The organism is Sphaerisporangium corydalis, from assembly GCF_025506355.1.
Classification (GTDB): domain Bacteria; phylum Actinomycetota; class Actinomycetes; order Streptosporangiales; family Streptosporangiaceae; genus Sphaerisporangium; species Sphaerisporangium corydalis.
Window position 1 is genome coordinate 234,604 of sequence record NZ_JANZYP010000003.1, and the last position, 18,328, is coordinate 252,931.

General features: G+C 71.6%; 19 protein-coding genes. 9 read left to right on the plus strand and 10 right to left on the minus strand.

Going from position 1 to position 18,328, the window contains the following annotated elements; genetic code table 11:
• Window positions 1–181 precede the first annotated feature (181 nt).
• From NYZ98_RS03915 to NYZ98_RS03925, 3 genes are all read right to left on the minus strand, one after another.
• Window positions 182–688 (minus strand): GNAT family N-acetyltransferase, encoded by a 507-nt coding sequence (locus NYZ98_RS03915; RefSeq protein WP_262841059.1) that lies wholly within the window; start codon window positions 686–688, stop codon window positions 182–184.
• A 120-nt stretch (window positions 689–808) separates the two neighbouring features.
• Window positions 809–1,027: a DUF397 domain-containing protein gene (locus tag NYZ98_RS03920; RefSeq protein WP_262841060.1), complete on the minus strand. Its 219-nt coding sequence runs from the start codon at window positions 1,025–1,027 to the stop codon at window positions 809–811.
• Window positions 1,018–1,845, minus strand: a complete 828-nt coding sequence (locus NYZ98_RS03925; protein WP_262841061.1) for a helix-turn-helix domain-containing protein — start codon at window positions 1,843–1,845, stop codon at window positions 1,018–1,020. The genes NYZ98_RS03920 and NYZ98_RS03925 overlap by 10 nt, the downstream gene beginning before the upstream one ends.
• 820 nt (window positions 1,846–2,665) lie before the next feature.
• Between NYZ98_RS03925 and NYZ98_RS03930 the strand changes: the two genes are divergently transcribed.
• Complete coding sequence (locus NYZ98_RS03930) at window positions 2,666–3,610, plus strand: LuxR C-terminal-related transcriptional regulator (RefSeq protein ID WP_262841062.1); 945 nt, start codon at window positions 2,666–2,668, stop codon at window positions 3,608–3,610.
• 280 nt (window positions 3,611–3,890) lie between these two features.
• Window positions 3,891–4,613, plus strand: a complete 723-nt coding sequence (locus NYZ98_RS03935; protein ID WP_262841063.1) for a hypothetical protein — start codon at window positions 3,891–3,893, stop codon at window positions 4,611–4,613.
• Between the two features lie 50 nt (window positions 4,614–4,663).
• Here NYZ98_RS03935 and NYZ98_RS03940 read toward each other — a convergent pair whose 3' ends face one another.
• The 4 genes from NYZ98_RS03940 to NYZ98_RS03955 all read right to left on the minus strand — a co-directional run bounded on the left by NYZ98_RS03940 (window position 4,664) and on the right by NYZ98_RS03955 (window position 8,985).
• The gene (locus NYZ98_RS03940; protein ID WP_262841064.1) at window positions 4,664–6,349 is read right to left on the minus strand and encodes a thiamine pyrophosphate-requiring protein; all 1,686 of its coding nucleotides are present in this window, start codon (window positions 6,347–6,349) and stop codon (window positions 4,664–4,666) included.
• Window positions 6,350–6,552: 203 nt separating this feature from the next.
• A complete protein-coding gene (locus tag NYZ98_RS03945; RefSeq protein WP_262841065.1) occupies window positions 6,553–7,197 on the minus strand; it encodes a response regulator in 645 nt (214 codons plus the stop codon).
• Window positions 7,188–8,342 carry a sensor histidine kinase gene (locus NYZ98_RS03950; RefSeq protein ID WP_262841066.1) on the minus strand — a complete coding sequence of 385 codons (1,155 nt, stop codon included), beginning with the start codon at window positions 8,340–8,342 and terminating at the stop codon, window positions 7,188–7,190. Before NYZ98_RS03950 ends, NYZ98_RS03945 begins: the two co-directional genes overlap by 10 nt.
• Before the next feature lie 4 nt (window positions 8,343–8,346).
• A complete protein-coding gene (locus NYZ98_RS03955; protein ID WP_262841067.1) occupies window positions 8,347–8,985 on the minus strand; it encodes a DedA family protein in 639 nt (212 codons plus the stop codon).
• Between the two features lie 250 nt (window positions 8,986–9,235).
• Between NYZ98_RS03955 and NYZ98_RS03960 the strand changes: the two genes are divergently transcribed.
• Window positions 9,236–9,670 carry a hypothetical protein gene (locus NYZ98_RS03960; RefSeq protein ID WP_262841068.1) on the plus strand — a complete coding sequence of 145 codons (435 nt, stop codon included), beginning with the start codon at window positions 9,236–9,238 and terminating at the stop codon, window positions 9,668–9,670.
• A 322-nt stretch (window positions 9,671–9,992) separates the two neighbouring features.
• Window positions 9,993–11,993 carry an alpha/beta hydrolase gene (locus NYZ98_RS03965; protein ID WP_262841069.1) on the plus strand — a complete coding sequence of 667 codons (2,001 nt, stop codon included), beginning with the start codon at window positions 9,993–9,995 and terminating at the stop codon, window positions 11,991–11,993.
• 19 nt (window positions 11,994–12,012) lie between these two features.
• Here the strand turns inward: NYZ98_RS03965 and map are convergent, their stop codons facing one another.
• A complete protein-coding gene (map, locus tag NYZ98_RS03970; protein WP_262841070.1) occupies window positions 12,013–12,861 on the minus strand; it encodes a type I methionyl aminopeptidase in 849 nt (282 codons plus the stop codon).
• 105 nt (window positions 12,862–12,966) lie between these two features.
• Between map and NYZ98_RS03975 the strand changes: the two genes are divergently transcribed.
• Window positions 12,967–13,149 carry a hypothetical protein gene (locus NYZ98_RS03975; protein ID WP_262841101.1) on the plus strand — a complete coding sequence of 61 codons (183 nt, stop codon included), beginning with the start codon at window positions 12,967–12,969 and terminating at the stop codon, window positions 13,147–13,149.
• 55 nt (window positions 13,150–13,204) lie between these two features.
• On the opposite strand, the gene NYZ98_RS03980 is transcribed toward NYZ98_RS03975, so the two are convergent.
• On the minus strand, window positions 13,205–13,492 hold the full coding sequence (locus NYZ98_RS03980; protein ID WP_262841071.1) for a CBU_0592 family membrane protein: 288 nt from the start codon (window positions 13,490–13,492) through the stop codon (window positions 13,205–13,207).
• A 419-nt stretch (window positions 13,493–13,911) separates the two neighbouring features.
• The gene (locus NYZ98_RS03985; protein WP_262841072.1) at window positions 13,912–14,496 is read right to left on the minus strand and encodes a hypothetical protein; all 585 of its coding nucleotides are present in this window, start codon (window positions 14,494–14,496) and stop codon (window positions 13,912–13,914) included.
• Window positions 14,497–14,592: 96 nt separating this feature from the next.
• Here NYZ98_RS03985 and npdG point away from each other — a divergent pair, with 96 nt between their 5' ends.
• From npdG to NYZ98_RS04005, 4 genes are all read left to right on the plus strand, one after another.
• A complete protein-coding gene (npdG, locus tag NYZ98_RS03990; RefSeq protein ID WP_262841073.1) occupies window positions 14,593–15,264 on the plus strand; it encodes an NADPH-dependent F420 reductase in 672 nt (223 codons plus the stop codon).
• 445 nt (window positions 15,265–15,709) lie between these two features.
• Window positions 15,710–16,624, plus strand: coding sequence for an ROK family protein (locus NYZ98_RS03995; RefSeq protein WP_262841074.1), 915 nt, complete (start codon window positions 15,710–15,712; stop codon window positions 16,622–16,624).
• A 111-nt stretch (window positions 16,625–16,735) separates the two neighbouring features.
• A complete protein-coding gene (locus NYZ98_RS04000) occupies window positions 16,736–17,911 on the plus strand; it encodes a trans-sulfuration enzyme family protein (protein WP_262841075.1) in 1,176 nt (391 codons plus the stop codon).
• 66 nt (window positions 17,912–17,977) lie between these two features.
• Window positions 17,978–18,280: an ArsR/SmtB family transcription factor gene (locus tag NYZ98_RS04005; RefSeq protein WP_262841076.1), complete on the plus strand. Its 303-nt coding sequence runs from the start codon at window positions 17,978–17,980 to the stop codon at window positions 18,278–18,280.
• The last annotated feature ends 48 nt before the right edge of the window (window positions 18,281–18,328 follow it).

The following is an 18,328-nucleotide window of genomic DNA, read 5'->3' on the forward strand; positions in this document are numbered from 1 at the left end:
AACGGTCTTTATAGAAATGACGGGATATGGGTTCTGCGTTGTGTCCAGCATAGGTTGCGTGACGGGACCGTGTGGGGCCTGTCACGGCAATTCCGGCGGACCTGTTCGCGGGAAATTCCCCGTGCCTGTTATCGCAGGTGGGCGAATAGTGAAAAGTCCGGATATAGGGGTTTTTGGTAAGTCAGAGGTCCCGGCGCATGCAGACGCGGGGCCACCGGTCGAGCCCGTGCTCGGCCTCGCGGCGGCGCAGCGCCCGCAGCCCCGGGGTCAGCTCGGCGTCGTCGAGGTACCAGAACCCGCACCGCTCGTAGTACGGCGCGTTCCACGGCACGCGGGCGAAGGTGATCAGGGTGAGCGCGGGGAGGCCCTCGTCCTTGGCGTGGCCGGCCGCGTGCTCGATGAGCGAGCGTCCCATGCCGCGGTGCGCCGAGCCGGGGTGCACGGAGACCTGTTCCAGGTGGAGGCTGCCGTCGATCACGTCGGCGATGAGGTAGGCGACCGGCAGGTTGGCGTCGTCGACCCGGACCCACGCCCGGCCCGCGCGCTGGTAGCCGGCCAGGACGGCGAGGGCGGGCGGCTCGTCGGCGGCGATGGCGGACATGCCGATGTCGTGGAAGGCCTGCCCGGCGGCGCGTTCGATGTCCTGGAGGAGGGGAAGCTCGTCGACGCCGGCCATTCGGATGCTCATCGCGTCATTGTCGCCGCCCCGGCGCGTCGTGAACAGTCGATTTACCGGCGAAGCGGGGCGGTTCACGCCTGAGACGGTTCACCCCTGAGGCGCGGCGGCTCGCGCCCGAAGCGCGGCGGCCTACGCCCGGAGCGGGGCGGCCCAGCCGGGCGCGCCCCGCTTCACACCGCGGAGGAACATGGACCACTGGCCCGAGGTGACGATGAGGGCCGGGACCTCGGGGTTCTTCGAATCGCGCACGGCGATCGTGCCGGATCGATCGCTCGCGACCTCGACACAGTGACCGCCGGTGTCACCGGACCGAGTTGATTTACGCCATTTGACCGAACTTAGGTCCATCTATCCACCGCTTCCTTGATTACTTTGAGCGACAGGGACTGCGGGTACGCCTCGGCCCTGAGGGAGTCGTAGCGAGCGGTGAGCGCCACGATTTCGCTTCGGTCTCGGAGTGTCCGTCCATCAGGGAGTGACTCCACATATACCGTATATGGGGTCCCGCGCTGCTCGGCTATAACAAACGCGGCAAGTAATCCATGGATGGCCTCCGCGTCGAGTGGCACGATCTGAATGGTCACCAGTGGATGCCGCGCGATGTCGATGAGGTACTGAAGTTGGCGGCGCATAACCTCCGGCCCGCCGATGGGGCGGTGAAGAATGCCCTCATCCAGGAGACTCAAGATGGTTGGCGGCTTTTCTTGGGTCAAGAGTGTTTTGCGCTGCATGCGGCCGATGACGCGCTCTTCGATTTCCTCGGGGGTGATCCCCGGCGCCTTGCTGAAGACCCGCCGGGCGTACTCCTCGGTCTGGAACATCCCGGGCACCAGCATCGGGTCCCAGGTCTGCAGCGCGGTGGCGCGCCGCTCCTCGGCCGTCCAGTCGCGGAAGTGCAGGGGGACCGGTGGAGGAGGTGGCCAGCCCTCGACGTGCAGGGCGGTCAGGACGCCGTCCAGGCCGAAGGCGTGGTCACAGCGCTTGGCGAAGTCGTCGCTGGGGGTGCGCTTGAGGTTCTCGACGGCTCCGATGAGGCTGCCGGAGAAGCCGATCCTGCGGCCGAGTTGGCCCTGGGTCAGCCGGGCCAGGACGCGGTGGCGCTGGAGCTCGTACGCGAAACGGGCGCGTGCGGAGTCTTCAGGATTGATTTTCGTCATATGCGGCATTTGAGCTCCTCGTTCCGCCCTCCGGGGATATCGCGGCAGGCGACGGCCGATCCCCGCGGGGCGTGACTCCTCCGGGTAGTTAATCAACTACTAAAGGTAATGGACGGTGCGCACCCGGGGAAGGAGAAATACGCATCTCGCGGCCGGGGGACGCGCCGCTGCCACGGGATATGCGCCGCCCATGGCGGGCGGCGACGCTATTGGAGCCGGCGGGACTTCCGGATCCGGGCGGTCGCCGCGGGGCCGGGAAAAGGCCGGTGAATTCCGGTGCCCGGAACGCATTGCCGGCCCGCGGCGAACGCCCGGCGTGATTTCCAATTCCCCGCTCCGGGACCGCGGCAGGAAAGCGGGAAAACCGGATGGGACGCCTCACCGCGGACCGGACGGCGCGGGCCGCGCGGCCGGCGCGACCGGTGGAGGGGGCGCGGCGGCGGGCCGGAGAGATCCCCATGCCATCCGCCTAATGGCGGCCGCCTTCCTTGACTCCCGCATATCTCCCGGGTGTCAGGTGCGCGGAGCGTGACCTTTCGGATCCGGCGCGAGTTCACACCTTGGCGGGCATAACGAGAACGCATCGGCCGAGGTGGCGGGGGAGAGGACACCCCTTGTGGGGGCCCGGGCGGCGCCGGGCCGGTGGAATGATCTCTTAATGACACCAAATCAGGTGAAATGATGACGAGGGGGGCGTCTGTCAGTAAGGCTCTATGGGACGTCCGGTGATTTCCGGGCGCCGCTTTCCGGGTCATCGAGGTCAGTCATGGGAGGACGGGTGTCGGCACCTCGTTCGAGCCGCGGGTTCTCACCGGATGTCGCCGCGGCCTTGAGCCAGGCCGATCGCGGGATCCGCGCCCGCATGGGCAACCACCACGGCCTGTTCGACTACTGGCGCTTCGCCATGAGCACGATGTGCAGCGTGGACGCCTTCTACGTCGGCTTCTACCGGGAAGGCCGCAAGATCGTCTACCCGTACACCTTCGACGACACGATCACCGTCAAGGCGTACGTGCCTCCGGAGGTCTTCGGGTACGGGCCGACCGGGCAGGCCGCGTGGATACTCCAGCACCGGCGCCCGTACACCTTCGGCAGCGACAACGGCCTGCTGCTGAACCGCGGGGTGGCCTTCGGCGACGAGCAGCGGTCCTCGGCCGACGCCATCACCATCCCGCTGTTCGAGGAGCGGGAGGGGTCCCCGGTGATCGGCCTGGCGTCCATCCAGACCTACAAGAGCCACGCCTACACCGACGAGCACGTGCGCGCCTTCGAGTGGACCGGCAGGTCGGTCGCCACCGTGCTCGCCCGCGAGCGGGAGGACGCGCTCAACCGCGAGGAGCTGGCCGCCCCCTCGGAGGGCTCGGCCGAGACCGACCAGCGGTCGGTCGCCGACGTCGTGCAGGACGTCTCGGCGATCCTGGCCGACCTGCACGGCAGGATCTGCGAGATCGAGGAGACCGTGCCGATCGAGTCGCACGAGCTGGTGCGCCTGGTACGGGACCTGCGGCGGCAGTGCGAGCGGGGCCAGACCGAGACCATGGATATCATCTCGCGGCCGTCCGTGCACGCCGAGAACCTTCTCAACTCGCTGTCGTCCAAGGAAAGGGAGATCGCCTTTCTGATCGCCCGGGGCGGCATGACGAACAAGGAGATCGCGGCCCAGGTTTACGTCACCGAATCGACCATCAAGGGCCATGTCTCCCGGATATTGCGGAAACTCGGAGTAGAGCAGCGTTCGGGTATCGCCTCGAAGCTGGAGCATTTCTTCGAGTAGCGGCACCCCTTAAGAACCCCGCCGCCCGCCGGGCGATATCCGGCCGGCCGCGCCGGAACATGGCTCTGTGCACGTGTGTTGCTCGTGGAGTGCAAGACACGTGCAGATGCACGTTCCGAAGTGCCTAAGGCGCGTCTCACGAGGTCAGCGGCCTTTCCGCCGTCCGGTAATTCGGCTATTCCCCGCGCCCGGGGGCGGGGAATCCCCGCCCGGCGGGCCGGAGTAGTACTTAGTACTGAACCTTCCCCGCGAAAACCCGCCGTCGATGTGTGGGCTTTGGATGATCGGTCCGGATATTGTCCTTATGTCAAGAGGGAGGGGTTTGTCCGTACCTGGCGGCTTTACGGCCGTCGACGCGAACGACGGTCGCGAAGTCGTGGAGGCTACGGGCACAGGCAAGGAGCTGGCCATGGAGGGGTTGACCATCGCCATCCTCATGATCACGTTGTTTTCCGGAGTTTTCTTCTCCTGGCGGAACCGCCAGGGGGAAGTCGCGCTGGAGCCCGTCGCCGGCGATTTCCCGCTCACTCCGGAAAGGGCCGCGGAGATCGCGGTGGAGGCTGGTCTGACGGCGAGGGAAAGAGTGCTGGGAAGGACGGTGCCCGTGGTGCGGACCGCGGGCGGGCTGAGGTTCGAGATCAGGTGCAGGGCGGGGAAGGTGGCCTTCGAGATCCGGGAATCGGGCTCGGCGCACAGCCGGGTCGCCGGTCGCGCGGAGGAGATCGCCATCATCCGGCTGCCCGAGCTGGGAGGGCTCGGTACGTCCTCGACCAACGTCCTCTACAAGAAGATGGGCATGCCGCGCGACCCCGCGAAGCTGCTCCGGCGGCGGGAGAGGGTGTTCCGCGCCCTTGAGCGGGCGTCCTGCGGCGACGGCCATGACGGCGTGGCCGGGGGGGGGGGGGGGCCCCCGGCCCCCCCCGGGGGGGGGCCCGGGTGCGGGGGCGGGTGGCGCGCGCCGGGTGGCGCCGCCCGGCGGGGTGCGGCGAAACCGGGCGCGTGACCGGGCGGACGGCAGGGCGCGCGTTCCGGGGGGGACGCGCGCCGGCCGGCTCAGTCGGTGGCGATCCGCACGTCCACGACCGATGACCGGCCCGACTCGACGGCCGACAGGCCACGCCGCAGGGCGGCGACCAGGCCGGCGCGATCGGTGACGGTCTCACCGTCCGCGTGGCACGCGCGCGCTACCGCCGCGAAATCCGGCGGCGCGCTGAACCTCGTCCCCTCGGCGTCCCCCCGCGTGGCGGACAGCCCCTGCGGGAACAGCTCGAAGACCGGCAGCCTGCTGGCCCGGTAGCCGTCGTTGTTCAGCACGACCGCCATGATCGGGGCCCCGGCCTCGGCGGCCAGGCACAGCGCGGCCGTCGGCACGCCGAACATGAAGCTGCCGTCGCCGACCACGGTGACCACCCGGGCGCCCGGCGAGGCCATGCTGACGCCGACCGCCCCCGCCAGACCCCAGCCGAGGCCCGGCGAACCGGTGCCGTACATGGTGGCGGGCCGGGTGCGGTCCAGCGTCTCGTGCAGGACGCGGGCGCTGGTCACCGCCTCCTCGATCACCAGGTCGTCCGCGCGCAGGACCTCGTTCAGCGCGGCCACGACCTCGTGGACGGTGATCGGCCCGTCCGCCGGGACGGGCGGCGCGGCGGGGCGCGCGGCCTCGGGCCGTCCCGGCGGCGGCATGGTGTGCCCCATCTCCTCCAGCCGCTCGGCGATCTGGCCGAGCGCCGTCGGGCCGTCGGCGGTCACCGACACGTCCACGGGGAACGTCCACATCGGCATGTCGGTCTTCAGCGGGTCGGCGTCGATGTGGACGATCGTGGCGTCCGTGGGCTCGGTGAACCTCGGGATCCACGGCACGTCGGCGTCGACCACGATGATCAGGTCGGCCTCCTCGACGGCCCGCTGCCCGTCCGCCGCCGCCAGCAGGTTCATCGGGTGCGACGTCGAGATGTTCACGCAGCCCGTCTCGGCGAGGTCGATGACCCGGACCCCGGCGAGGTCGGCCAGGCGGGTGACCGCCAGGAATCCCTCGGGGCGCCGGCCGGCCTTGCCGGTGATGAGCAGCGGGCGCCCGGCCTCGGCCAGCCGGTCGGCGATCCAGCGCACGGTGTCGGCGTCCGCTGCGGGCGGGCGCGGCACGGCGTACCTGGTCGTGCGGCCCGGCTCGGGGGCGGGCGGGTCCATCAGGACGTCGCGCGAGACCATCAGGTACGCGGGGCCCGGCCGCCCGCCCGTCGCGACCTGCACCGCGCGGCCGACGGCCCTGGCCAGCATGGCGGGCCGGGTGATCTCCATGACCCACTTGGCGTACCCGCGTACCGTGCCGGCCTGGTCGGGGACGTCCTGCTGCCAGTGGATCGTGTGCGAGCGCCCGCCGGGCGCGCCCGGCTCCTCGGCGTACGGCGTCTTCCCGGCGATGACGATCACCCCGGCCTGGTCGCGCATCGCGTTGTGCATCATGGCGCCGAGGTTCTGCGTGCCGACGTCGACGTGGACGAACACGCACTGCGGGCGGCGGGTGACCTGCCAGTACCCGTGGGCCGCGGCCAGGGCGACCGACTCGTACGAACAGGTGATGATCTTCGGGATGGCCACGCCCGCCTTCGCGAGCGTGGCGACCGCCTCCTGGAGCGGGGCGGAGTCGGTGCCGGGGTTGAGGAAGAGATGCTCGACGCCGTGCCGGGCCAGCAGCCACAGCAGGTGCTCGGCCGTCGTCGCCGGCTGGAAGTCCTCCACGCGGTTTCTCCTCTTATCCACATTTATCGTCATATATCCCGCTGTACTTGTGGAAGCCGAGCGTAGAAGATCAGCGCCCGCCCGTCTCCCCCGAGTACGCGCCCAGGACCCGACGGCCACGGGACCACCCTCGCGGGGCACGCGCGTCACGAGCCGATGGACCGCATGACCACGGGCGCGGCCACCCTCCCGGGGCACGCGCTTCAGGAGCCGATGTACCGCAGGACCGCCAGCACGCGGCGGCTGTACCCGGTGACGTGCGACAGGCCGAGCTTGTCGAAGATGGCGTTCACGTGCTTCTCGACCGCGCTCTGCGACACATGCAGCCGCGCGGCCACCGACGCGTTGGTGAACCCCTGCGCCATGTGGTCGAGCACCGCGCGCTCCCTCGGCGTCAGCGTGCCCAGCGGGTCGGCGTGCGTCGTGCGGGCCAGCAGCCGGCGCACCACCTCGGGGTCGAACGCGGCCCCTCCCGCGCCCACCCTCTCCAGCGCGTCCAGGAAGTCCGACACCTGGGCCACCCTGTCCTTCAGCAGGTAGCCCACGCCGTCCACGTCCCCGCCCATCAGCTCGGTCGCGTACCGGTTCTCGACGTACTGCGACAGCACCAGCACCGCCGTGCCCGGCCACCTGCGCCGGATCTCCAGCGCCGCGCGCAGCCCCTCGTCGGTGTGGGTCGGCGGCATCCGCACGTCGGCCACCACGACGTCCGGCCGGTGCTCCGCGACCGCCTCCACCAGCGCGGCGGCGTCGCCGACCGACGCCGGCACCTCGTGCCCCTCCTCCAGCAGCAGCCGTACCAGCCCCTCGCGCAGCAGCGTGGAGTCCTCGGCCAGGATCACGCGCACGGGAGCTCCGCGACGACGGTGGTCGGGCCCCCGGCGGGGCTGTCGAGGCGGAACCGGCCGTCCAGGGCGGCCACCCTGCGGGCCAGCCCGGACAGGCCGCTCCCCGCCGGGTCGGCCCCGCCATGACCGTCGTCGTCCACGCGCACGACCAGCATTGTCCCCTTCCGGGCCAGGCGGACGGTCACCAGCCCGGCGCCGGCGTGCTTGGCGGCGTTGGTGACCGCCTCGCACACCACGAAGTACGCGGCCGTCTCGATGGTCGGTGCCGGACGTCCGGTCAGGTCGTAGTCGATCCGCACCTCGACGGCGGCGCGCTCGGCGACGGTGGCGAGCGCCTCGCGCAGGCCCAGCGAGTCCAGCCCGCTCGGGTAGGCGCGCCACGCCACCTCCCGCAGGTCGCAGATCGCCTCCTTGGCCTCGTCATGCGCCTGCAGGAGCAACGCGTCCAGCAGCTCGGGGGAGCGTCCCCGGCGGGCCCTGCCGATGAGCATGGCGAGGGCGACCAGCCGCTGCTGCAGCCCGTCGTGCAGGTCGCGCTCGATGCGCCGCCGCTCCTGGTCCACGGCCGCGACGATCCCGGCCCTGGTCTCGGCCAGCTCGGCGATGCGCCGCTCCAGCAACTGGGTGGGGCTCGGGCCGAGCAGGCGCCTGGCCAGCGCGCGGTCCAGGGCCACCACCCCGACGATCCCGCTGACGTCGAGGAACAGCAGCACGACCCCGGCGACGCCCGTGTAGATCAGGATGGCCGGGGTCGGCGGGATGCCGTCGTAGTTCTCCTCCCGCAGCCAGCCCCACACCAGGCGCGCCCCCGTGCCCGCGCCGACGGCGAGCAGCAGCAGGACGGCGCCGCCCAGCATCCCCACCGGCCAGCGCGCCGCGACGTAGGCGAGGGCCCGGCGCCCGTCGTACGGATGTGACGGGCCGGGCCACGGCCCGCCGCCCGCGAACCGCAGCCGCCGCGCCTCCAGCGCGGCCAGCCGGCCGGCCCCGGCGAACACCAGGCGCGCCGCGGCCCGCCGCCCCCGCGCGCCGGTCGCGTACACGGGGGCGAGCGTCGCGGCGAGGACCAGGAAGGCCAGCTCCAGCAGGGCCGTCCCCGTGCCGGCCAGCAGTGCCGCCACCGCCCGCAGTCCCCGCCCCGTCATCCGCTCATCGTGGGACATGCCTGCCCTTGCGCCGTTCGGACAGCCGGACGGCCACGAAGGTCACCAGGGCGAGCACGACGGCCCCGATGACGAGCTTCGACAGGATCCCCGCGTAACCCTCCACGAGGGACCAGTTCTCGCCGAGCTGGTGCCCCGCCATGACGAAGACGGTGTTCCAGATCAGGCTGCCCAGGCACGTGAGGGCGGTGAAGGTCACCAGGGGCATGCGCTCCACGCCCGCCGGCACCGAGATCAGGCTCCGGAAGATCGGGATCATCCGCCCGAAGAACACCGTCTTGGCGCCGTGCCTGCCGAACCACGCCTCGGCCTTCTCGATGTCGGCGACCTTGACCAGCGGCAGCCGCGCGGCGATCGCCACCGTGCGGTCCCGGCCGAGCATCGCCCCGACGGCGTACAGCGCGAGCGCGCCGACCACCGAGCCCAGGGTGGTCCACAGCAGCGCGTCGAAAAGGCTCATGTCGCCCCTGCTCGCGGTGAACCCGGCCAGCGGGAGGATCACCTCGCTGGGCAGCGGGGGGAACAGGTTCTCCAGTGCGATGGCCAGGCCCGCTCCGGGCGCTCCGAGCTGCTCCATCAGTCCGATCGCCCATCCGGCGACCCCGTCAGGGGTGGTCGTGTCCATGCCCCACAGGCTATGCAAGATCAGACATATGGTGACATGAGGCCCGCCGCCGATCCGCCTGGCGGCTTCCCGCAGGCACGAGGTGCGGTGAACCACACCCCCGTGGCAGACGAGTGCGCGCCCTCGCGCCCGCGGCATCGGCGAACGCGGCCTTCTTCATTGGCCCGTTCCATTTGAGTAGGGGGTTACTCAGGCCGTCCGCGCTCCGCCTGCCTAGCGTCGAGGGCACCTGCTGAAAAAGGAGCCGATCATGAACCTGAAGACCCTCCCGGCCCGTCGTCTCGGCCTGACGCTCGCCGCCGCGACCCTGACCCTCTCGGCCACCTCCGTACCGGCGGCGTCGGCCGCGACGCTCGCCATCGCTCCCGCCTCCACCGCCTCGGCCGTCGTCCCGCTGGCGGCGCACTGGGGCACCTTCGTCAAGAGCATGCGCTGGACCCACGCCAAATCGCTCGCCCAGAGTGCGCTGGCCTCCAACGGGTTCACCGAATGGGGACATCCCGGCAACATGGTCATCGGCTGGAACGGCAGGGCCGTCGTGCAGGTCTCCTTCTCCCCGCAGTCGAACTTCACCAGGGTCGCCTACTCGGTGACCGGGGTGTCCAGCAGCGACTCCTCGGCCGCCGAACTGGCCCGCAACAACGTCAGGGCGACCATCGTGAAAAGCGTCTTCTTCGACGAATGACCCGCGCCGGCGGGCCAGGGTCCACCCCCTGGCCCGCCTCCCGGGACGAACGCCACCTTTCCCGGGGCGGCCGCCGGGGCGCCGTACCGGGGGATCGCCGCCGTAGCATCCGAACGGGGAGTGATCGCGGTCGTTAGAGGAGCCGGGCCGGGGGCAGATGATCGCTCGCCGCGATCGGAAGACCACTCGGATGAGCGGGCCCGGCACAGTCCTCAAGGATGGAGCGAAACCACGTGATCGTCGTGAGTCCCGCACCCCCCGGCACCCTCACGTGACCGCGCCATCGACACCCCCGGCCTCGGCCCGGACGGCCGGTGCCGCGATGCCGATCGGTGTCCGGGTGGCTTCGGGACGGGCGGCCGGTGGCGTGGTGCCGTTCGGTGTCCGGGTGGCGGCGGGCCTGCTCGCCGTGGCCGCGTTCCTTCCCGCCCTCACCTCGCTTGCCCAGCCCGCCCACGCCGGTACCTCGGCGGGCCATGCCGTCGATACGCGGGCGCCGCGGGTGGAGGAGCGTCCCTGCCCGGTCCCCGTGCCCGGCGGCACCCGGTGCGGGTTCCTGGTGGTGCCGGAGCGCCGGGCCGTCCCCGCCGGAAGGGAGATCCGCGTCGGCTACGCCGTCCACCGCTCGACCGCGGCCGACCGCAAGCCGGACCCGGTCGTGTACAGCGGCGGCGGCCCCGGCTCACCCTCGATCCAGCTCACCGGGTTCCTCACCCGGATGCCCCTCGGGCGTGACCGCGACGTCGTCGTGATCGAGCAGCGCGGCGGCCGGTGGTCCGAGCCGCGCCTCGACTGCCCCGAGATCGCCCGCGCGCTCGTCGGCACCCTCACACTCCCCGGGCAGTCCTCCGACCCCGCCGAACGCGGGCTGATCACCGCCAATGCCACGGCCTGCCACGACCGGCTCACCCGGCAGGGCGTCGACCTGCGCGGATACGTCACCACCGAGATGGCGGCCGACGTCGTCGACCTGCGGCACGCGCTGGGGTACGACCGGTGGAACCTGTTCGGCGTGGGCCACTCCACGCGGACGATGACGGCCGTCGCGGCCGCCGACCCCCAGGGCACGCGTTCGGTGGTCCTCGACTCCTTCCTGCCGGGGCAGGTCCGGTACCACGACCAGGCGCGGGCCAACCTGGCGGGCACCCTGGCGAACCTCGGCCGCAGGTGGCGGGGGCTGCCCGCCCGCTTCGCCGCCATGGTCGAACGGCTCAACAAGGAACCCGCCCGGCTGGACACCGCCGACCCGCTGACCGGCCGCCCGCTGACCGTGCGTCTCACCGGGGACGACGTGGCGACGATCCTCACCGAGGCCATGCGCGAGGCCGACGTCCTGCCGGTCGTGCCGGCGCTGGTGGACGGGGTGGCCGCGGGGGACGACCGCCCGTTGCAGGTGCTGGCCGACCGGGCGGGCGGAGCCCTGAAGTCCCACGAGTTCGGCCTTTACTACGCGGTGATGTGCCAGGAGGAGGCGCCGCTCAGCACCTTCGCCGACCAGGGACACCCCCGCCTGTTCACCACGGTCGCCTACCAGGCCGTCTGCGCGGCCTGGCACCTCCCCAGCCTCCCGGCGACCACCCCTGCCCCCTCCGCGGCCAGCCCTTCGGCGTTCGCCGCGTCCGGGTCCGTACCCTCCGCGTACGGGGCGCCCGCGTCAGGATCTTCCACGGCGCCGGTGCTGGTCGTCGGGGGACAGTACGACCCCGTCACGGCCCCCGGGCCCGCCAGGACCGCCGCCTCGGCCCTGCCCGGCGCGCGTTTCGTCGAGTTCGCCGGAGTGGGGCACGCGGTGTTCCTGTCCAGCGGGTGCGGGCGCCGGACCATCTCCGCGTTCGTCGCCGACCCCGCCGCCACCGGGGCCCCGTGCGATCCGCGCCGGGCCGCGTACCAGGTCTGGCGGCAGGGGGAGTTCCATCTCACCCCGGCCGTCCACCGGATCAGCACGGGCGCCTGGTGGCTGCTGATCCCCTTCGTGCTGTTCTTCCTGACGTCGGCCGCCCAGGTGGTGGCGGGGACCAGGGTCCTGGCGCGGCGGGGGATGGTGCGGAAGGTCCCCTCGGTGGTGGCCCTCACCACGGTCGCCGGCCTGGCCGGGGTGGTGTTCACCCTGCTCACCGTCGTCGGGGTCCACAGCGTCGCACGATCGGACGAGGCCGCGCTCGCCGTCGGCGTCCCCTCCGCCGTCACGTGGTACGGCGCGCTCGCCGTCCTGTCCGCCGCGCTGAGCGTGGTCGCGCTCGTCCGCGGCCACTACCAGTGGCGCGCAGCGATCCCGGCGGCCACCGCCGTCCTCCTGCTCGTCTGGGGCTTCGTCTTCTTCTGAGCACCCGGCCCCCGTGGCGTCAGGGGAGGGTGAGGATCTCGCTGCCCGAGTCCGTGACGACGATCGTGTGCTCGAACTGGGCGGTCCGCTTGCGGTCCTTGGTCACGGCGGTCCACCCGTCGGGCCACACGTCGTACTCGATGGTGCCGAGCGTCAGCATGGGCTCGATCGTGAAGGTCATCCCCGGCACGAGCGTCACCGACAGCGACGGGTCATCGTAATGCGGGACGATCAGCCCGGAGTGGAACGACGTCGAGATGCCGTGGCCGGTGAAGTCGCGCACCACCCCGTACCCGAACCGCTTGGCGTACGCGGAGATCACCCGCCCGACGATGTTGAGCTGCCGGCCCGGCGCCACCGCCTTGATCGCCCGCATCATCGCCTCGCGGGTGCGGTCCACCAGCAGCCGCGACTCCTCGTCGACCTCGCCGACCAGGAACGTGGCGTCGGTGTCACCGTGCACGCCGCCGATGTAGGCGGTGATGTCGATATTGATGATGTCGCCGTCGTTCAGGACGGTGTCATCGGGGATGCCGTGGCAGATGACCTCGTTCAGCGAGGTGCACAGGGACTTGGGGTAACCGCGGTACCCGAGCGTCGAGGGGTAGGCGTCGTGGTCGCAGAGGAACTCGTGACCGATGCGGTCCAGCTCGTCGGTGGACACGCCGGGGGCGATGTGCCGGCCGACCTCCTCCAGGGCCTGGGCGGCGACGCGCCCGGCGACGCGCATGCGCTCGATCGTCTCGGGGGTCTGGACGTCGGACTCGCCCCGGCGGGGTTCCTTGCGGCCGACGTACTCCGGCCGCTCGATGTGGGCGGGGACCTTGCGAGGGGGCGAGAGCCGTCCCGGCCGGAGCAGTGTCGTCATGCGCCAAGTCTAGTTCCGCTCCGGTGGGGCAGGATCTGCCTGAGAACGAGCGTGGCGGGCGTTTCAGGCGGAAAGCCGGAGGCCCCGCCGGGTCAGGAGGACACAGTGAGCGGTGACCAGTGGTGGTTCTGCCTCAAGCACATGGCGGTCGAGCCCGAGAAGGGCTGCCCCAACAAGGACCGCCTGGGCCCGTACGCCACCAGGGACGAGGCCGCGGCGGCCCTCCAGACCGCCGCCGCCCGTAACAAGTCCTGGCAGGAATCCGACAAGGAATGGGACGACGACTGACCCCCTGGCCCTTTCTGCTCCGTTTCCGAGGGGGCGGCGGGTCGTCCAGGCCGGGTCAGTGGCCGGCCGACGAACCGTCGGAGATGTCGCGGCGTTTCCATGATCGCGGGGTGAGGAGCCGCCAGAGGGCCATCAGCCCGATGCCGCACCAGATGAGGTTCAGCAGGGCCGACGGCCAGGCGAAATGGAAGGCGGAGTTGATCATCAACGCGACGGCGCCGCCGAGGTTGATGAGCTGGTAGCTCAGGCTGTCGCCGGACATCCTCCTCAGGGACAGCATCGCGTACGCGTACAGCAGTGCCGCCGCGCCCGCCATGCCGATGAGGTCGACGATGAGCGACACCCTCACGCCTCGCCCGGCGAGCCTGGAGTGACGTGCCGGTCTGGCCCGCTGTCCGTGCCGTCCGCCGGTGGTTTCCTGATCGTCAGGTTCGGATCGGTCATCGTCGGTGCCCCTTCCGTGTGTCCGGTCCCTGATACCGGGGCGGAGGCGGGCGCCGTACGGAATCCGGGCCTCGCCCGGCAGGCGGAGGGAGGCACAGCGATCCGCACGTCGACCCGGCCTGGTTGACCTGGCCTCTGCCGGGTCACGGCCCCTGAGAACGGGAATGACCCGCGCTTTCACGCTACGCCCGGTCTCCGGCGGTCGGCGTCCGGCCCCGGAGCAGGGATGCGACGCGGGAGGTCAGGGTTCAGTAGCGAACGCAACCCCGTCCCTCGCCGGAGGAGGTTTGGCCGCCGAGGCCGGGGGAGGGGCGCCGGTCAGTCGGTGACGCGGGGGCCGGTGATGCGTTCGGCCAGCCGGGCCAGGCGGTCGAGGAGCCGGTTGGCGGAACGCGGGAGCTCCCCGGCGGCCATGCTCACCAGGTGCTGGGCGGTGTCGAAGGTGAACAGGCCGTCCTCGGCCGGCACCGCCAGCGCGTCATGCGCCAGGCCCTCCAGCTCCGGGTCGCCCCCGTCGAGGGCGAGGATCGTCGCGCCCGTGCGCCTGGCGTCGTCGACGCGTTCGAGCAGCGGCACCGGCGCCTTCTCCTCCGTGACCACGAAAAGGGTCTCTCCGCGCCGCGCCGCCTCGATGCGTTCGAGGCCGACCGCGAGATGGGGTGGCGCGCCCGGCGGCGGCGACCAGCGGACGAGCGTGGGGGCGAGCTGGGCGAGCCCGGACATCCGCGCCTCGTCGCCGAGGTGTGCGGCGAGGTGCCACGGCTCCTCGTCGGGGGTGCCGACGACCAGCAGGCCCCCCGGGCTGCGGGTCGCTCGCAGGGTCAGCGCGAACTCCCGGGTGCGCTCCACCCACCCGGTCGACGCGAGCATCTCGCGAACGAAGGTCACCGACGCAGCGTCCATGGCTCCATGGTGCATCACCGCCCCCGCCGCCGTCCCGGGAAGGAACACCTGGCATGATCTGGAGGATCGCCGGCGATCGAGGAGACGAGCGGGATCATGAGCGTTGAGCTGGGAGACGTCGGCGGACTGTCGATCGGGATCCTCGGCGGCACCGGCGACCAGGGCAAGGGTCTGGCCCGCAGGTTCGCCCTGGCCGGGCACCAGGTCCTCATCGGATCCCGTGACGCGACCCGCGCCCAGGAGGCCGCCGACGGCCTCGGGGCCGGGCTGCCGGTGCGGGGCGCCGAGAACGCGCGCGTCGCCACCGAGGCCGACGTCGTGATCGTGGCGGTGCCGTGGGACGGGCACCGGTCCATCCTGGAGTCGCTGGTCTCCGAGCTGGCGGGCAAGATCGTCATCGACTGTGTGAACCCGCTCGGCTTCGACAAGCAGGGCGCCTACGCGCTGGACGTCGAGGAGGGCAGCGCGGCCCTCCAGGCGGCGGCCGTCCTCACCGGCAGCCGCGTCGTCGCCGCGTTCCACCACGTCTCCGCCGTCCTGCTCCTGGACCCCGAGGTCGCCGAGATCGACCTCGATGTGCTCGTGCTCGGCGACGACCGCGAGGCCACCGACATCGTGCGGGCCCTGGCGTCCCGGATCCCCGGCGCGCGCGGCATCTACGGGGGGCGGCTGCGCAACGCCCGCCAGGTCGAGGCGTTCACCGCCAACCTGATCTCCATCAACCGCCGCTACAAGGCCCACGCCGGCCTCCGCGTCACCGACGTCTGAGCCCGCCCGCCTACGGCGGCTGAGCCCTCCTCGTCCGACGTCTGGGCCCGCCCGCGTCACCGACGTCTGAGCCCTCGCCCGATTTCATGGCCGCCGGTCACGCACGGCTGAACCGGTTCGGTCGTGTGGGTCCCGATGGCGCCGCCTCCGCGTCCTCGCGTCCAGGATGAACGGTTCAGCGCGCTACCGCGTGTCCCGGCTCAGGTGAGCAGCGGACGTGCGCCGGCGGACCGTCAGGGGACGATCACGGTGGGCGCGCGCCGTTGACATCGTTGTCAGCGGGATCGTACCGTCAGTCCGCTTACTCGGTTAAGCACGCCGCCTCCCTTCGCCGACACCAGGAGGACACCGTGAACCAGCGCACGGCCACCGCCGTCCCGGGCCGTCCACGAGCCGGGACCATCAGGCGGGCACCGGCGCCGCGCCGCCGCACCGAGGGGCGCCCTTGACCGCCCTGGCCCTGGACATCGGCGGCACCAAGTTCGCCGCCGCGGCCGTTCATGCGGACGGGACCATCCAGGCCCGCAGCGAGGTCCTTCTGAGCGGGTACGGCTCGCCGGAGGAGGCGCTCGCGGCGGTGGTCGGCCAGATCACCGCCCGCGTGCCCGAGGAGGACCTGCGGGCCGTCGGGGTGGGTTCTGCGGGGCCGCTGGACGCCCGCGCGGGCACGGTCAGCCCGGTCAACATCCCGAGCTGGCGAGGGTTCCCGCTGGTCAAGGCGCTGGGCGAGCTGCTCCCCGGGCGCGGCGCGCGGCTGGCGGGCGACGCCCAGTGCATGGCGCTCGGCGAGTGGTGGCGGGGCACCCCACGGCTGCGGCACTCCCGGGCGGTGCTCGGCATGGTGGTCTCGACCGGCATCGGGGGCGGGCTGGTGCTGGACGGCGCGCCCTTCCTCGGACCCAGCGGCAATGCCGGGCACATCGGGCACATCATCCTGGATCCCGACGGCGATCCGTGTCCGTGCGGGGCCGCCGGATGCGTCGAGACCTACTCCAGCGGCCCGAACATGGTCCGGTGGGCCCGCGCGAACGGCTGGGCGGGCGACGACGCCAAGGCCCTGGCCGTGGACGCCCGCCGTGGCCTGCCCGCGGCGTGCCTGGCCTTCGCGCGGGCCGCCGGCGCCCTGGCCGCCGCCATCCTGACCGCGTCCGCCCTGTTCGACCTCGACAACGTCGTCATCGGCGGGGGCGTGGCGGCGGCGGGGCCGATCCTGTTCGACCCGCTGCGGCGGGCGGTCGCCCGCGATGCCCGGCTCGGGTTCCAGCGCCGGCTGCGGATCGAGCCCACCTCCCTCGGACGTGACGCCGGGCTGCTCGGCGCCGCCGCCCTGGTGCTGCCCGGCGATCGTCCGGATGCCTGAGGCGATCATCCGCATGACCGAGGCGATGGTCCGCATGCCTGAACGGCCCCTGGGGGCCCGCCGAGAAACAACGGAACTGACAAATCATCTTCTAACGGACATTCTTAGCCCATGAGCTCTCTGCACCCGGACACTCGGGCCGTCCACCTGCCGAAGCCTCCCCTGAACGGCAGTACGCCGATCGCGACCCCGCTGTACCAGACCTCCGGTTTCGTCTTCGACGACCCGGCCGTCTTCGCCGACGGCATGAGCCGTCCCGACGGCGCCTTCGTGTACGGGCGCATGAGCAACCCCACCGTGCGCACCATGGAAGAGGCCATAGCGGGACTGGAGGGCGGCGTGGCCGCGATCGCCGCCGGTTCGGGAATGGGCGCGATCAACTGCGTGCTGCTCGGCCTGCTCAAGCCGGGCGACCACATGATCGCTCAGACCGCCCTGTACGGCGGGACCGCCGCGACCGTCACCGACCTGGCCACCCGCTTCGGCATCACGGTGACCTACGTCCCGGAGGACGACCCGGCCGCCGTACGCGAGGCCGTCCGCCCGGAGACCAAGCTGCTCTACCTGGAGACCATCGCCAACCCGATGACCCAGGTCGCCGACCTGCCCGGGATGTGCGCCGCCGCGCGCGAGGCCGGCATCGTCTCGGTGGTGGACAACACCTTCGCCTCCCCGGTGCTGTGCCGCCCGCTGGAGCACGGCGCCGACATCGTGGTCCACTCCACGACGAAGTACTTGAGCGGGCACAGCGACGTGATCGGCGGGGTCGCGGTCTTCGCCGGCGACGAGCTGTACCGGAAGGTCTGGTCGTTCTCCAGCAAGCTCGGGGCCACCGCCGACCCCTTCGCGGCCTGGCTGACGCTGCGCGGGATGCAGACGCTCCCCCTGCGCATGGCGCGGCACTGCGAGAACACCCGGCTGCTGGCCACCCGCCTCGCCGGGCACCCCGCCGTACGGGCCGTCCACTGGCCAGGCCTGCCCGGCCACCCCTCCTACGAGCTGGCGGCCAAGCTCCTGCCCGACTTCGGCGGCGTCTTCTCCTTCGACCTGGTGGAGGGGCGCCCGGCCGGCGAGAGGTTCATGAGCTCGGTGAAGCTGGCGCTCCTGGCCCCCTCGCTCGGCGGGGTCGAGACCCTGATCCTGCACCCGGTCACGACCTCGCACCGCACCCTGACCCCCGAGGAGCTGGCCCGCTCGGGCATCGGCGAGGGCACGGTACGGGTGGCCGTCGGCATCGAGCACGCCGAGGACCTGTGGTCGGACTTCCTCCAGGCCCTCGACCAGTAGAGCCCGTCCGGTCCCGTGAGCCCCGCGCCATTGACAAAGGGATTCGTTTATTAGGAAACTGCCTAAGTGATACCGGTGGACGTGCTCAGCGCGCTGGCCAGCGAGCGCAGGCTGCTGATCCTCGACTGGCTGCGTGATCCCGTCGCGCACTTTCCTCCCCAGGTCGACGGCGACCTGGTGGAGGACGGGGTGTGCTCGGTGTTCATCGCCACCAAGCTCGGGGTGACCCAGCCCAGCGCGACCGGACACCTGAAGATCCTCGAACGGACCGGGCTCATCAGGGGCAAGCGGATCAAACAGTGGGTCTTCTACCAGCGCGACGAGGCGAGGATCGCCGAGATCAAGCGGCTCCTGGACGCGGAACTCTGACCGGGACCACCGGAATCCGCCGGGCGCCGAGCGAAGCCGTGACGAGGA

Excerpts from the sequence above, each read along its gene's own strand:
- NYZ98_RS03925 (WP_262841061.1), bottom strand. The coding sequence starts at position 1,845 with ATGCCGCATATGACGAAAATCAATCCTGAAGACTCCGCACGCGCCCGT.
- NYZ98_RS03965 (WP_262841069.1), top strand. The coding sequence starts at position 9,993 with ATGCCGATCGGTGTCCGGGTGGCTTCGGGACGGGCGGCCGGTGGCGTG.
- NYZ98_RS03950 (WP_262841066.1), bottom strand. The coding sequence starts at position 8,342 with ATGACGGGGCGGGGACTGCGGGCGGTGGCGGCACTGCTGGCCGGCACG.
- NYZ98_RS03920 (WP_262841060.1), bottom strand. The coding sequence starts at position 1,027 with ATGGACCTAAGTTCGGTCAAATGGCGTAAATCAACTCGGTCCGGTGAC.
- NYZ98_RS03915 (WP_262841059.1), bottom strand. The coding sequence starts at position 688 with ATGAGCATCCGAATGGCCGGCGTCGACGAGCTTCCCCTCCTCCAGGAC.
- NYZ98_RS03985 (WP_262841072.1), bottom strand. The coding sequence starts at position 14,496 with ATGGACGCTGCGTCGGTGACCTTCGTTCGCGAGATGCTCGCGTCGACC.
- npdG (WP_262841073.1), top strand. The coding sequence starts at position 14,593 with ATGAGCGTTGAGCTGGGAGACGTCGGCGGACTGTCGATCGGGATCCTC.
- NYZ98_RS04000 (WP_262841075.1), top strand. The coding sequence starts at position 16,736 with ATGAGCTCTCTGCACCCGGACACTCGGGCCGTCCACCTGCCGAAGCCT.
- NYZ98_RS03960 (WP_262841068.1), top strand. The coding sequence starts at position 9,236 with ATGAACCTGAAGACCCTCCCGGCCCGTCGTCTCGGCCTGACGCTCGCC.
- NYZ98_RS03955 (WP_262841067.1), bottom strand. The coding sequence starts at position 8,985 with ATGGACACGACCACCCCTGACGGGGTCGCCGGATGGGCGATCGGACTG.
- NYZ98_RS03935 (WP_262841063.1), top strand. The coding sequence starts at position 3,891 with ATGATCGGTCCGGATATTGTCCTTATGTCAAGAGGGAGGGGTTTGTCC.
- map (WP_262841070.1), bottom strand. The coding sequence starts at position 12,861 with ATGACGACACTGCTCCGGCCGGGACGGCTCTCGCCCCCTCGCAAGGTC.